General features: G+C 69.2%; 10 protein-coding genes and 1 pseudogene. 7 read left to right on the top strand and 4 right to left on the bottom strand.

From position 1 onward, the window contains the following. Positions 1-91: 91 nt before the first annotated feature. The 5 genes from ACFYMC_RS19290 (at position 92) to ACFYMC_RS19310 (ending at position 6,958) form a co-directional block, all read left to right on the top strand. Positions 92-2,329 carry an MMPL family transporter gene (locus ACFYMC_RS19290; protein WP_388526473.1) on the top strand — a complete coding sequence of 746 codons (2,238 nt, stop codon included), beginning with the start codon at positions 92-94 and terminating at the stop codon, positions 2,327-2,329. Positions 2,330-2,361: 32 nt separating this feature from the next. Further along, a complete protein-coding gene (locus ACFYMC_RS19295; RefSeq protein ID WP_388526476.1) occupies positions 2,362-2,916 on the top strand; it encodes a GNAT family N-acetyltransferase in 555 nt (184 codons plus the stop codon). Between the two features lie 277 nt (positions 2,917-3,193). Next, positions 3,194-3,592 carry a transposase domain-containing protein gene (locus ACFYMC_RS19300; RefSeq protein WP_388526572.1) on the top strand — a complete coding sequence of 133 codons (399 nt, stop codon included), beginning with the start codon at positions 3,194-3,196 and terminating at the stop codon, positions 3,590-3,592. Positions 3,593-3,641: 49 nt separating this feature from the next. Beyond that, a complete protein-coding gene (locus tag ACFYMC_RS19305) occupies positions 3,642-3,815 on the top strand; it encodes a hypothetical protein (RefSeq protein WP_388526479.1) in 174 nt (57 codons plus the stop codon). After that, positions 3,812-6,958, top strand: a complete 3,147-nt coding sequence (locus tag ACFYMC_RS19310) for an AAA family ATPase (RefSeq protein WP_388526482.1) — start codon at positions 3,812-3,814, stop codon at positions 6,956-6,958. Before ACFYMC_RS19305 ends, ACFYMC_RS19310 begins: the two co-directional genes overlap by 4 nt. Here ACFYMC_RS19310 and ACFYMC_RS19315 read toward each other — a convergent pair. From ACFYMC_RS19315 to ACFYMC_RS19330, 4 genes and pseudogenes are all read right to left on the bottom strand, one after another. Then, a complete protein-coding gene (locus tag ACFYMC_RS19315; protein ID WP_388526485.1) occupies positions 6,927-7,100 on the bottom strand; it encodes a DUF6191 domain-containing protein in 174 nt (57 codons plus the stop codon). The genes ACFYMC_RS19310 and ACFYMC_RS19315 overlap by 32 nt on opposite strands. A 44-nt stretch (positions 7,101-7,144) precedes the next feature. Next, positions 7,145-8,308 carry a PQQ-dependent sugar dehydrogenase gene (locus tag ACFYMC_RS19320; protein ID WP_388526488.1) on the bottom strand — a complete coding sequence of 388 codons (1,164 nt, stop codon included), beginning with the start codon at positions 8,306-8,308 and terminating at the stop codon, positions 7,145-7,147. 264 nt (positions 8,309-8,572) lie between these two features. Next, positions 8,573-8,695: pseudogene (locus ACFYMC_RS19325) on the bottom strand (transposase); the annotation flags it as partial. A gap of 311 nt (positions 8,696-9,006) precedes the next feature. Further along, positions 9,007-10,032, bottom strand: coding sequence for an aldo/keto reductase (locus ACFYMC_RS19330; RefSeq protein ID WP_388526491.1), 1,026 nt, complete (start codon positions 10,030-10,032; stop codon positions 9,007-9,009). Between the two features lie 82 nt (positions 10,033-10,114). Here ACFYMC_RS19330 and ACFYMC_RS19335 point away from each other — a divergent pair, with 82 nt between their 5' ends. Both ACFYMC_RS19335 and ACFYMC_RS19340 read left to right on the top strand, forming a co-directional pair. Next, a complete protein-coding gene (locus ACFYMC_RS19335) occupies positions 10,115-11,071 on the top strand; it encodes a 2-hydroxyacid dehydrogenase (protein WP_388526494.1) in 957 nt (318 codons plus the stop codon). 256 nt (positions 11,072-11,327) lie between these two features. Beyond that, positions 11,328-14,162: a putative bifunctional diguanylate cyclase/phosphodiesterase gene (locus ACFYMC_RS19340; protein ID WP_388526496.1), complete on the top strand. Its 2,835-nt coding sequence runs from the start codon at positions 11,328-11,330 to the stop codon at positions 14,160-14,162. Positions 14,163-14,335: the final 173 nt, after the last annotated feature.

Here is a 14,335-nt window from a genome sequence, read left to right on the forward strand (position 1 = left end):
GTTCCGGAACGCCCGCGGAACCGTCCCGGCATGCCATGGCGCAGGCGTTCTCGCGGGCTGATCCCGTCCGGAACCATCAGGGAGCAAGTCCGTGACAGCTATCGCTCGGTGGTGCGTACGACACCGCCTCGTCGCCGTACTGATCTGGCTCCTCGCCCTCGGCGGCGCAGCGACCGCGGCCACCGTCGCGGGAAGCGCGTACTCCAACGACTACGAGGTGCCCGGTACCGAATCGGGCAAGGCCAACACTCTGCTGCGCGAGGGCTTCCCCGGGCAGGGCGGCGATACCAACACCGTCGTCTGGCACACCGCGGGGGCCCCCGGCGTTCGTGAGGCCGCCGTCGAGAAGCAGATGGCCGGCGTACTGGACCAGATCGCCCAGCTACCCGGCATCGGGTCGGTGACCAGCCCCTACACCGCCGAAGGCGCCTCCCAGATCAGCCCTGACGGCCGTACCGCCTACGCCGTGGTCACCTTCGACGAGCAGGGTGACGCGGTCCCGGAGGAACAGGCCCGGGCCCTGGTCGACACAGCTCTCGGTGCCGAGAACGACGGGCTCGACATCGCCCTCGGAGGTCGGGCGGTCGGACTGACGGAGTCCCCGACCTCCCACCTCAGCGAAGCCATCGGCGTGGCAGTGGCCGCTGTGGTCCTCTTCCTCGCCTTCGGTTCGCTCGCCGCGAGTCTGCTGCCCATCGGTACCGCACTGGTGAGCGTCGGCATCGCCTACTCGGGGATCGTCCTGCTCGGGCACCTGATGTCAGTGGCCGACTTCGCCCCGATGCTCGGACTGCTCATCGGGCTCGGTGTGGGCATCGACTACGCGCTCTTCATCGTCACCCGGCACCGCAAGGGGCTGATGCGCGGCCTCCCGGTCGCCGAAGCCGCCCGCAACGCCGTGGCCACCACCGGTCGGGCGGTCGTCTTCGCCGGCGCCACCGTCTGCATAGCCCTGCTCGGCATGCTGATCCTGCGCCTCGACTTCCTCAACGGCGTCGCCCTCGCTGCCTGTCTCACCGTGGTGATGACGGTCGCCGCCTCGATCACGCTGCTCCCGGCGCTGTTGTCCCTGATCGGCATGCGGGCGCTGTCGCGGCGCGAACGTCGCACACTGGCCGAGGAGGGACCGCGGCCCGAGACCAGCACGGGGCTCGCCGCCCGTTGGTCGGCCTTCGTGGAGCGCCACCCCAAGCTGCTCGGCGGGCTGGCCGCCGTCGTGATGCTGGTGCTGGCGCTCCCCACGCTCGGACTGCACCTCGGCACCTCGGATCAGGGCAACAACCCGACGAGCTCCACCACCCGCCAGGCCTACGACCTGCTCGGTGAAGGCTTCGGACCGGGAGTCAACGGTCCGCTCACCCTCGTGACGCGCCTCGACGGTGCCCGGGACCTGGAGGCGCTCGGCCGGCTGCCCAGCGCCGTACGGGACACCGAGGGCGTCGCCTCGGTCGGTCCCGTGCTGATCAATCACGCCGAGGACACGGCGATGCTGACCGTCGTTCCCGATTCCGCACCGCAGTCCCAGGAGACCAGCGAACTCGTCACCCGACTGCGAGCCGAGACCGTCCCCGCAGTCGAACACGGGTCCGACCTGGACATACAGGTTGGCGGGGTCACCGCCGGCTACGACGATTTCGCCGACGTCATCATCGGGAAACTGCCGCTCTTCGTCGGCGTCGTCATCGCCCTCGGATGCGTCCTGCTCCTGTTCGCCTTCCGGTCGATCGGCATTCCGTTGAAGGCCGCGCTGATGAACGTCGCCGCGGTCGCCTCCTCCTTCGGGATCGTCGTCGCGATCTTCCAGTGGGGTTGGGGCAGTGAACTCCTCGGGCTCGGCAGCGCCGGCCCGATCGAACCCTTCCTTCCCGTGATCATGGTGTCGGTTCTCTTCGGGCTCTCCATGGACTACCAGGTGTTCCTGGTGAGCCGGATGTACGAGGAGTGGCTGGAGACGGGCGACAACCGGCGTGCCGTGCGGGTCGGACTCGCCGAGACCAGCCGGGTGATCAACTCCGCCGCGGTGATCATGATCTCGGTGTTCCTCGCGTTCGTGCTCAGCGGCGACCGGATCATCGCGATGTTCGGCATCGCCTTGGCCGCGGCCGTGGCACTGGACGCCTTCGTCCTGCGCACCCTTCTGGTCCCGGCCCTCATGCATATGCTCGGCGGCGCCAACTGGTGGCTACCGGCCTGGCTGGAACGGCGGCTTCCGCGTATCAGCATCGAGGCCCCGGGCTCCGGTATCGACACCGGTGATCAACAGCGTGCGACACTGCCCGCACCGCGCCCGGCGGAGGAACGGGCGCAGCGGGCCGACGCGCCCCGCTGACGGATCGCCGAACGCACACCGGAGGAAGAGCAGTGTTCGCCATAGGCCTCGGCCAGGACGCCGAGTTGTTCGCCCTGGAACCTCACCATGCACCTGAGTTCTTCGCCCACATGGAACGAGGGCGCCAGTACATCGGCGAGTTCGTCGGCTTCGCCGACGCCGCCGCAGACCTCGAAGCCGCCCGCACCCTGCTGAGCGGCTACGCCCAGAAGGCGGCGCAGGACACCGGGCGGCTCTACGGCATCAGGCTCGGCGGCGAGCTCGTCGGCGGAGTCCTGTTCCGCGTCTTCGACGCCCGGTCCGGCAACTGCGAGATCGGCTGCTGGCTCGAACCGACGGCCACCGGCCGCGGACTGGTCAACTCCGCTTGCCGCGTCCTCATCGACTGGGCCTTCCACGAGCGTGGCATGCACCGCGTCGAGTGGTGGGCCGCGGCAGCCAATGAGAGCAGCCTCGCCGCCGCCGCCCGACTGGGCATGACACGCGAAGGCGTGATGCGGCAGAGCTACCTCCACCGAGGCACGCGTCACGACATGGAAGTCTGGTCGGTCCTCTCCCACGAGTGGCCGCCCTCAGACCCCGCCTGAGCACTGCCCTGTCTTCCCCGGCCCGTGCAGCGCCGGCTGCGGCCATCATCCCCTCGGGCAGAGCCTGAACCGTCTCTCCACGGATGCCCACCCGGGTCCGGCCCGGGCGACGGCGACGGCGTGACGCCCCCCTCGCCGTCGTCGCGGGCCCGAGAACGGGCGGACGACACCCGGGCGGGCCCCGCGGGCCTCGGGGGCCTCAGAAGGGCAATGCAGTTGCCTTTGAGCTTTGGAGATCGTTGCCCCGCGTGTGACGGGGTGGGGCGCGGGCCAGCGGGTGCGGATCGGGATCCTGACGAAGGTGTTCACCGCTGAGCTGGTGGACGCTGCGATAGCCAAGCACGACGGGGACGAGCGGCGCCGGCGCCTCCTGCCGGCGGGGCTGGTCGTGTACTTGTTCCTGGTCCTGTGCCTGTTCGCAGCCAGCGTGGTCAGGGTGATGAAGCGGCGTCTGGGCGTGTGGAAGGACGGGTTGATCACCTATGGATGGTACGGAGCGTGTCTGACCTGCCGGCCCGCGCCCTACTCCGTCACAGGCAGGGTGAGGATCCCCCGCAACTCAAAGGCAACTGCATTGGCCTCAGGAGGGACCTGGCGTCGGACCTCCTCGTCTAAGGGCCCGGGCCGTGGGGAGATGGGTCAGGCTCCCGATGCGCGCCCGCGTACTGGGACGTGAGTCTGGTGGCACCAACCACCACCGTGATCCACACCCTCAGGGAGACGCCTTGTTCCACTACGAGCTGGAGAAGCTGCACCACGCCGAGCGCATCCGTGAGGCAGAACAGAGCCGGATCGCCCGGCGACTGGCGAAGGCCGACCGCGCGGCCCGCAAGTCCGCTGCGCTGCAGAGCGCCCGAGGTCGACACAAGCCACGAACCCGCTTCACCCGCGCCGCATGAGCACGCCACCACACGCCCGGATATCCGGTGCCGCCGCATCGGACCCCTGTGCGATGCTCGGCGACGTGGAGAACAGGTCCGTCAGCCCGGTGTTCGTCGGGCGAGCCGATGAGATGACCGCCCTCAGCCAAGCCCTCACCCGCGCACAGACGAGCAGACGGCAGGACCCCGACGCCCCCGAACGGGGCGGCGAACCGCAGGCGTTGCTGATCGGCGGGGAGGCGGGGGTCGGCAAGACCAGACTCACCGAGGAGTTCCTGGCCGAGGCGACCGGGCGCGGCGCCGTGGTGGCCGTCGGCGGTTGCGTGGAGATCGGCGCGGAGGGTCTGCCCTTCGCGCCGTTCGCAACGGCCCTTCGTGCCCTGCGGCGGCAGCTTCCCGAGGAACTCGCCGCCGCCGCCCAAGGGCAGGAAGGCGAACTCGCGCGCCTGCTGCCCGAGCTCGGTGACACCGCGCCCGGCCCGCACAACGAGGAGAGCACCGCCCGACTCTTCGAGCTCACCGCCCGGCTCCTGGAGCAGGCAGCCGCCGACCGCACGATCGTGTTCGTCCTGGAGGACCTGCACTGGGCGGACACCTCCACCCGCCACCTGCTCTCGTACCTCTTGCGGACCCTCGCCGGCGGTCGCCTGGTACTCATCGCCACCTACCGGTCCGATGACATCCACCGGCGCCACCCGCTGCGCCCCTTGCTGGCCGAACTGGATCGGCTGCGCACGGTTCAGCGCATCGAACTGGCCCGCTTCAACCGCGCCGAAGTCCGCAGCCAGCTCGCCGGTATCAAGGCCTCAGAGCCCGAGGAACCGCTGGTGGACGCGGTCTTCGAGCGCTCCGACGGCAACGCCTTCTTCGTGGAGGAACTCGTCGCCTCGATGGACAGCGGATGCCGTACCGGACTCAGCGACTCCCTGCGCGATCTGCTGCTGGTCCGGGTCGAGGCGCTCTCCGACGAGGCCCAGCGTGTGGTGCGCATGGTCGCCGAGGGAGGCTCCAGTGTCGGGGACGCGCTGCTGCGCGCTGTGGCCGAACTCGCCGAGGACCAACTCATCGCGGCCCTGCGGAGCGCCGTCGGCGCCAACATCCTCCAGGCCACTCCCGAGGGGGAGGGATACCGCTTCCGTCACTCCCTGGTGCGTGAAGCGGTCAGCGATGACCTGCTGCCCGGCGAACGCTCACGCATCAACCGACGCTTCGCCCGAGCCTTGGAGGCCGACGCCACCTTGGTGAGGGCCGAGGAACGGGCCATCCGGCTGGCCAACTACTGGTACGCCGCCCACGACCCCGCCAAGGCCCTGCCGGCAGTCCTCGACGCCTCCGTCGCCGCCCGCCGCAGGCACGCCTACTCCGAGCAACTGCGTCTGCTGGAGAGGGCCATCGACCTGTGGGAAGACGCCCCCGAAGAGGTGAGGGCCAGCCTGCGGACGGCCGACTACACACACGTCTACCCGCCCTGCGGTTGCGAGACGGAGGGCGCCCCGCTGCGCCGCCTGGACCTGCTGGCGGAGGCAACCGTCGCCGGCCGGTTCGGCGGCGAGCGGGAGCGCGCCCTCACCCTCACCAAGACGGCCCTGCGGTTGCTGAAGGAGGAGGACGACCCGCTGCGGGCGGCCTGGTTCTGGACCGAACGCGCCAAGCTGGTGTCCAGCCTCTCCCGTGGTGACGGCTGGGCGGAACTGGGCACGGCCCAAGAACTCGTGCGCGGGCTGCCACCTTCACAGGTGCACGCCGAAGTGTTGGTGCAGGCCGCTGGTTGGACCATGCTGCACAGCCCGGGGCCTGACAACTTCCCCACTGTGGAACGGGCCGTGGAATACGCCCGCATGGTCGGAGCCGAGGACATCGAACTGGACGCCCGCCTGACCAGGGCAACTCTGGTGGTGGACTCCGGCGACATCGAGGGGGGCCTCGCCGAAATGCGTACGGTCGCCCGCCGGGCCGTCGAACTGGACTGCGCCATGCTCGCCGGCCGTGCCTATATCAATCACAGCCATGTGCTGGAGAGCCTCGGACGCTCCCGGGAGGCTGTCGAACTCGCTGAACAGGGCATCGCTCTCGTGCGCACCTACCGCCTGTTGGACTCGGAGGCCTGGGTGACGGGCAACCTCTCCGAGTCTCTCTTTTCATTGGGGCGTTGGGAGGACTCCGAAGCCAGCGCCCGGGCGACCCTGCGGGCTGCCCGCAGCGCCAAGCCCCGTGGTTCGGGCGCGGCCCGGCTCGCCGACCTTGCGCTGGCTCGAGGGGATCTGGTCGAAGCCAAGGCCCAACTGGATCGGGCTCTGGACCAGTTCGGTACCCATGACAAGGAGCCCCAGCACCAGGTTCCCCTGCACCGTATCGCGGTGGCCGTCGCCGCCGCGGAGGGCCGATTCTTCGACGCGCGCTCCGGATTCCAGCACGCGGTGGCTGATGGGTTTCCGCCGGGAATCCACCGCTACGCATGGCCGTTGGCTCTTGCTGCGGCCACTGCCGAGTCCGACTCCCGCGGGTTGCCCGTCGCCGAGCCGGGCCGCGCCGCAACCACCGACCTGATCCGTCAGGCTGTCACCTCCCTACCCACCCCCGTCCCCCTCTGGGATGCCTACGCACACTTCGTGAACGCCGAGCTGCTACGCGCCGAGGACCGAGACCGCCCGGACCACTGGGCGCAGATCGTCTCCGAACTCAGTTCCCTGGAAAGGCCGGCGTTGCTTGCTCAGGCCCGCCATCGGCTGGCCGAATCACTCCTGGCCGCTGGTCGTGATCGGGAGGCGGCCGGGCTGCTCTTGCGGCAGGCGCAGGCCACCGGTAGCCAACTGCGTGCCCTCCCCTTGCTGACGGACCTGGAGCAACTCGCCCGCCGTGCCCGCCTCTCGCTCACGGAGGGCGTCCCTGAGCCGGAGTCGGACCGTGGTCAGTGCCTGGCTGATCCGACGAAGTCCTTGGGGTTGACCGCCCGTGAGAGTGAGGTGCTGCGCCTGGTGGCCGCCGGTCGCAGCAATCGACAGATCGCCGAGGCGCTCTTCATCTCGCCCAAGACGGCCAGCGTTCATGTCTCCAACATCTTGGCCAAACTCGGCGTTTCCGGCCGTGGGGAAGCTGCTGCCATCGCGCACCGGCTGCGGTTGTTCACCCCTACAGGTGCGTCGTCTCCTCGGGCCGTATGACCACTCGTCCCGAGGAAAGGTCTATCGGACCCCGACCCGGGTCGCCGTCACTGGTGTCGGTGCGGGTCAGCTCAAGCCGCTTGTGTTCATCGTGGGTGTGCTTGCGCCCCGGGTTGAACAGTTGCTCGATCAAGTTGAACACGGTGCCTCCCTCGACTCGGGCTCGGCCGTACGGCCGAGCCGTGATCAGCGCACCTGGAGTTCCAGGATGCGGTCGTCCCCCGGCTCCGGAGTCCCCCGGCGGTCCGTCTCGCTCGTCACCAAAAGTATTCGATCATCACCCACGGTGATGACGGTGCGCAGTCGCCCGTATTCGCCCTCCAGGAATGCCTCGGGTGCGGCGGCGGCCCTCCTGCCGTCCACAGGGATGCGCCAAAGCCGTTCGCCCTTCAGGCCGGCCATCCAGAGGGAACCCGCGGCGAAGGCGATACCGCTCGGTGAGGCTTCGTCCGTGGGCCACTGGGCCACCGGGTCCTTGAATCCGCTTCGTCCTGCGGCGCCCTCGGCCTCGGGCCACCCGTAGTTTCCCGAGGGCTCGATCGCATTGAGTTCGTCCCAGGTGTCCTGGCCGAATTCGGCAGCCCACAAATGCTTCTCACCGTCCCACGCCAGCCCCTGCACATTGCGGTGGCCGAGCGAGTACACGACGGAGTCAGCTTGCGGGTTCCCATGTACAGGCTCCCCGTCCGGGGTCATCCGCAGGATCTTGCCGCCCAGCGAGCCCCGGTCCTGTGCCAGCTCGCTCCTGCCGGAGTCCCCCGTGCCGACGTAGAGCATTCCGTCCGGGCCGAACGCGATCCGGCCGCCGTTGTGCACCAGGCCCTTGGGAATGCCGCGGAACACGGTGTCGGGTTCCCCGAGCTGCTGGCCCACGGGCCTGCGCTCGTCGTAGCGCAACCGGGCGATGCGGTTGTCCGATTCGGTGGTGAAGTAGGCGTAGACCATGCGGTCCTCGGCGAAGGAGGGGGAGAGTGCCAGGCCCAGCAGACCACCTTCACCTGCGGGGGAGACCCCGGACACCGAGCCGATCTCGGTCAGGTGCCCGCTGCGCAAGGCGACCCGGGAGATCGTGCCCTCGTCGCGCGAGGCGACCAGAAGGTCTCCACCCGGCAGTGGTGCCACACCCCACGGGGAGTCCAGCCCCTTGGCCACTTCCCTCAGCACGGTCACCGAACCGTGGGCGGGCGCCGGAGTCGTGCTGCGCGTGCCCGCGGAGGCGGTCGGAGCGAGGCCCGAGCTGGGAGTGCCGCTCGGGGTCTCCACCGGTCTGGAGGAGCAGCCGGCGAGCAGGAGCAGTACGCATCCGGCCAGCGCACCGGCGTTAGCTGTCTTCGAGCGGCGATGTCCCACGGCTTGCTCCCTCCGAAGGGCTCCGTGGCCGTCTTGTGGCGGCCACCCACCAGCACACGGTGGCTCTGGCGCCACCCGGCGGCCCTGCCCGCCCACACTTGTCACAACCCACGACGAGCCCTCCGAGTTCCCTCCTTCGTACACTCGATCGAGTGGTTCAGTGTGATCTTGCGAGGAACCTTGGGGCTTCAGCCCCGGGAGCAATCGCGTCCTTGGCGGGCTGGCGCGGAGTGCCGGAGTGCGCTGCGCCTTTGTCCGTGACGGTCAGTCGGGTCGCTTCTGGTTCTCGATGTACTCCTTGATGACCGCCAGCGGTGCGCCGCCAGCAGGCGCGGCGAAGTGGCTGGGGGACCAGAAGTGCTCTCCCCACAGGTACTTGCGGATGTGGGCTGGCCGGGAACCTGGGCAAGCCGGGCTCGAAGCGCCGCCGCAAGGCGGAGTCGAAGCCGATCACGTCCCGGCCCGAGGCCGCGCAGCCGTCAAGCGACCCTCGCGTGCCGGGCCTGCGGGTACCTGGCCAACGCGGACGACAGCGCGTCCCACAACATCGGCCACAAGGCCGAGACCGTGTGGACTGCGGGGCGTGAGTCACGCGTCCCGGCCACCCCCTAACAGAGGTGTCTGGACGGAGGAGCCCACCCAGCAGCCAGTTGGGAGCTACCTCCAAGTCCGGTCCTGTGAGAGCCGGGTCAAGTTGACTACCAGGCCTCCCGGGCCGCCGGCAGGGCCGCGATGCCCGCCAGGTCAGCAGCCGTCAGCTGGAGCGACGCGGCCCGGGCGTTCTCCGCCACCCACCGGGCGTGCTTGGTCCCCGGCACCGCCACCACCTGGGATCCCTGGGCAAGGACCCAGGCCAGTGCCACCTGTGCGGCGCTGACCTCGGGGCCGTGCCTGCGAGCCACCCTTCGCAGTTCCGCCACCAGCACCTGGTTGCCCGCCATGGCCTCAGCTGTGAAACGCGGATGTCGGGCCCGCACGTCCTCCGGCTCGAAACCCTGGCCGGGCTTGAGGGTCCCGGTGAGGAAGCCGCTCCCCAGCGGCTGCGCCGCGAGGAATCCCACGCCACGTGCTGCGCACCAGGGCAACAGGGTCTCCCGCGCCTGCGGGGTCCACACCGAGAGTTCCGCCGTGACCGCGCTGATCGGGAACACCTGTTGGACGCGCTCAAGTTGGCTGACGGTCGTCCGGTACCGCTCGGCTCCGGTGACCAACCGGCCGGCGCGGATCGGCGAGGGTCTCCGGCCGGCGTATGCACCCACCGCACAGAACCCGAGCGAGCGCACCTTTCCCGCGCGGACCAGATCCGCCATGGCTCCCCAGGTCTCCTCCACCGGAACCTCCGGGTCCGGCCGGTGAAGCTGGTAGAGGTCGATCACGTCCGTCCGCAACCGTCGCAGCGAGGCGTCGCAGGCCCGCCGCACATATCCGGGATGCCCGTTGGCCACGATGTGCTGATCACCCACCAGGAGACCGCACTTGGTGGAGACGAAGGCGTCCGCGCGGCGCTCTCGAAGGACCCTCCCCATCAACAACTCGTTGGTGAACGGGCCGAACATGTCGGCGGTGTCCAACAGGTTCATCCCCAAGTCGAGGGCCGCATGGATCGCTTCGAGCGAACCCTCACGACGTCGCGCGGAGGCGGTGTACGCCCAGTGCATCGGCATGCAGCCCAGCCCGACCGCGCCCACCTGGAGGGACGGTGCCCCGATTGTCCTGCGCTCCACCGTCTCCTACCCTCTCCCCGCCCTCTCCAGTGCCCACCCAAACTAACGTCTGAATTAAGCCGGGTGGTCTAGCCTCCAGGCCATGACGAGCCTGAACAGCGCGAAATCCGATGTGTGGCTGCCCATTCCCGCCGCCGAGTTCGACGGGCTTCCAAGCGATTTCCGTTACCTCTTCTGGGACGGAGACCAGCCCTTCCCGGCCGATCCCGCATCCTGCGCCTTCTATGTGGTGCCGTACATGAAGGGCGAGGAGGTCGCCGTTCGCCCGTTGGCGGGGATGCGTTCGGTGCGCGTCGTCCAGACGCTCTCCGCGGGCATCGACCACGTCACGCCCGGCCTGGGGCTGCTGCCCGCCGGAGTTCGGCTGTGCAACGCCCGCGGCGTGCACGAGGCGAGCACCGCGGAGCTCGCGGTCACCCTCGTCCTCGCCTCGCTGCGCGGCATCGCCGGCTTCGTGCACGGTCAGGACGCACAGGAGTGGCGAGCGGGCTTCTACCCGGCGCTGGCCGACAAGTCGGTCCTGATCGTCGGCTACGGCTCGATCGGCGCCGCCATCGAAGAGCGCCTGGCACCCTTCGAATGCGTCCGCATCGACAGGGTGGCGCGCAGCGCGCGGGAGGGCGCGCGTGGTCCGGTGCACGCTCTCACGGACCTTCCCACGCTCCTTCCATGCGCCGATGTGGTGATCCTCTCCACCCCACTCACGGAGCAGACCCGAGGGATGGTCGATGCCGATTTCCTCGGCCGGATGAAGGACGACGCCCTGCTCGTGAACGTGGCCCGCGGCCCGGTCGTGGACACCGAGGCGCTCCTCACCGAGCTCGGCGCCACCAGATTGCGGGCGGCTCTCGACGTCACCGACCCGGAACCGCTGCCCCCCGGACACCCACTGTGGCATGCTCCGAATGTCCTGATCACTCCCCATGTCGGCGGTAGTACCTCCGCGTTCATGCCCCGGGCCAAGCGGCTGATCATGCGCCAGCTCCAACGCTTCGCAGCCGGCCACGAAGTCGAGAACACGGTGCGCGTCACCGACTGAGCAACACCCTCCGCAGTGGTTTGAACGCACCCCGTGTCCAGCATGCATCCATGGTCACGCAGAGTAGAGATGCTATGTCCCTGAGTGACGAAACTGGTGTATCGTCCGGAACCAGGGGCTGCGCCACGAACGTAGGGCGCTGGGGAGTGATCGGACAGTTTGGGGGGCGACGGGCGATGTGCGTTCAATGGACGAGTCATCCGATGCGGCGAGACCGCCGGTCAGGGATCGCGTCGACGCCCTCCGGGGCGATCCGGTGAGCGTCCCGGGCGCGCTCCTCGCTCGGTCACCGCTCTCCGGCGGCGGGAACCCGATCGCGGCCCAGATCCTCCTGGCGCTGGTGATCGGCAGCTACGCGGTCGGCGCCGCGTTGGGGTGGGGGTCGGAGCGCCTCGCCTCGATCATGGGCGACTTCGGCCTCAGTGCCGCTGCCGTGCTGGCCGCGCTCTCCTGCTACCGATATGCCCGGAGCGTGGCCAGCCAGGACCGCCCCGCCTGGCTGCTGTTCGCCTTCTCCTCCCTGATGGCCGGTTGCGGGAATGCGGTCTGGGGTTGGTACGAGGTGGTCCTCGGAGGGAAGTTGCCGGGGACCACCGCCGCCGACTTCTTCTTCCTGTGCTTCGCGCCACCCGCGATCATCGGCCTGCTCGTGCTCGCCAAGCGCCCCGTCACCCGCGCCGGTTGGGTCTGTCTGGCCTTGGACTCCTGGCTGATCGGCGGGTCACTGCTCACCCTGTCGTGGAGCTTGGCGCTCGCGCACTCCGCACAGCTCGACGGATCGCCCGGCGTTCCGCGCGCCGCTCTTGCCCTCGCCTACCCGCTCCTGGACATCGCGCTCGTCTCGATGGTCCTTGTCCTGCACTTCCGGCGGTCCAACGCCAATCGATCGGCCATCAACACGGCCATCGCCGCCTTCGCCCTGACTGTGCTCAGCGACGCCCTGTTCACCTCCCCGCTCCTGCGCGAGAACTACCGCTCCGGCCAACTGTTGGACGCCGGTTGGTTCGCAGGCTCGCTGCTCCTCGCGTACGCGCCCTGGGTCGCCCGTCGCGGCACCGCGGCCGACTCCGCCCGGCTCCCTGTCATCCGTCATGGAAGTCGTCCCATCGCAGGCTCCCTTGCGGCGCTCACCCCGTACCTGGCTGCCTCCGTCTGCACCCTGGGGATCCTCTACAACGTGGTGGACGGCACCAGGGTGGATCCCGTGGTGGTCTTCACCGGCTGCACGGTGGTCCTCGCCCTCGTCGTCCGGCAGGCGATCATGCTGTGGGACAACCTGATGCTCACCCAGGAACTGGCCCAGAAGGAGAACCACTTCCGCTCCCTGGTGCAGGGTTCCAGCGATGTCATCATGATCGCCGCGCCGGACGGCGTGCTGCGGTATGTCAGTCCCGCCGCGGCCGGTGTCTACGGCCGGGAAGCGGAGGAGCTCGTGGGCTCCCCGCTCTCCACCCTGATCCACCCCGACGACCTGGGCAGGGTGATCCACGAGGTACGCCGGTTCCTCGCGCTCCCACCCGCTGAAGAGCCAACCACCCGCATCGAATGCCGCTTCAAGTCGGGTCGCGGGGATTGGCTCAACGTCGAGTCCACCGTCAATCGCCACGAGGGCGGGCTGATCCTCAACAGTCGTGACGTCACCGAGCGGGTCCGCCTCCAAGCGCAACTGCAGCACAGCGCTGAACACGATCCGCTCACGGACCTGCCGAATCGGGCGCTCTTCACCCGTCGGGTCCGCGGAGCCCTCACCGGACGTCGGTCCGGGGACCACTCCACCGCGGTGCTCTTCATCGACCTCGACGGATTCAAGGCGGTGAACGACAGTATCGGCCACCAGGCCGGAGACGAGCTCCTCATCCAGGCGGCGAGGCGGCTACAGGAGTCCGTGCGAGCCGGGGACACTGCCGCTCGCCTAGGCGGTGACGAGTTCGCCGCGCTCATCCTGGGCGACGGCAGCCGAGATCGCGGGGCCCGCGAGTACCAGGTCTACGAGATCGCCGACCGGCTGCGAGCCACCCTCTCCAAGCCCTACGAGATCGACGGCAGGCAAGTGCGGGTAGCCGCGAGTATCGGGGTCGCCTTCGCCGACCCTGGCATCACCCCCTCGGCCCTGATGCGCAACGCAGACCTGGCGATGTACCGGGCGAAGAAAGGCGGCAAGAACCGGGTCGAGCTCTACGAGCCGCAGCTCCAGGCCGAGTTGGCGGTCAAGTCGGAGTCCGCCACCCGGCTCGGCGGACCGTGGCAGGGCGGCGAGTTCGCGCTGCTCCACCAGCCGGTGATCGAGTTGGCCACCGGAGCCGTCACCGCGATCTCGGCGCAGCCCCGATGGCGCTCGGCGCAGGGCATCCTCTTCACTCCCGCCGAGGCCCTGCGGGTGTCCGAAGCCACCTCCGATGCCGCCGGCCATGTCAGGGCCACCGGCTGGGACCGGCGCTTGCTGCAGGGGGCGAGCGAGCAGGCGGCGGACCGCTACGCGGCCGGCCATGACGTTCCCGTCATCGTCAGGATCCCGGCTCAGCAACTACTGGACCGGTCGATGCCGCGGGGCTCCGTCGAGGCGCTGCTGACGCGGTACGGCCTCCCGTGCGGATCGCTGACCATCGAGCTGGCCGACAGCGACCCCCGGATGCCCTTCGATGAGCTGGAGAGGCGCCTGACATCCTTGCGGCGCATGGGCGTACGGATCGCACTAGACGGCTTCGGGAGCGGCTACGCGGCCATCAGCGCCTTGCGCCGACTCCCGCTGGACGTACTCAAACTCGACAGCTGGCTCGTCGAGGGAGTAGTGGAATCGGCCAGACTGCATAAAATCACCGCAGGGCTCTTGCGCATTGCAAATGACCTCGGTATGCAGTCGATCGCGGATGGAGCGGACGACCCGGAGCAGGTCCTGGCGCTGCGCGCCATGGGGTGCACTCATGCTCAGGGCCTGGCGTTCTCCGGCCCTCTCGACGAGTACCGCCTGCGGCGGGCGTTGGTCCGGGGTTCCTATCCGGTCCCCGGTGGCGTGGCGCTCCCTGCCCTGCTCGGCGGCTCGCTCGCCACCCAGAGGGGTTCACATGATGAGACGTCCGTCCCACCCACTTGACATCACCCTTGCCCCAGGGGGAGGGTCAATGCCATGCGCACCCGAATTCTCGTACTTGGAAAGCGCGTCGGCTGAAGCTGGGCTTCTCATGTCCCCGCTGATCGACCCCGACGCGCTCCCCTCGCTTGCCATCAGGCACGAGGGGTTTTTTGTTGCACTGGCAAAACCCGAAC

It is taken from the genome of Streptomyces sp. NPDC006879 (assembly GCF_042869595.1).
Taxonomy (GTDB): Bacteria; Actinomycetota; Actinomycetes; order Streptomycetales; family Streptomycetaceae; genus Streptomyces.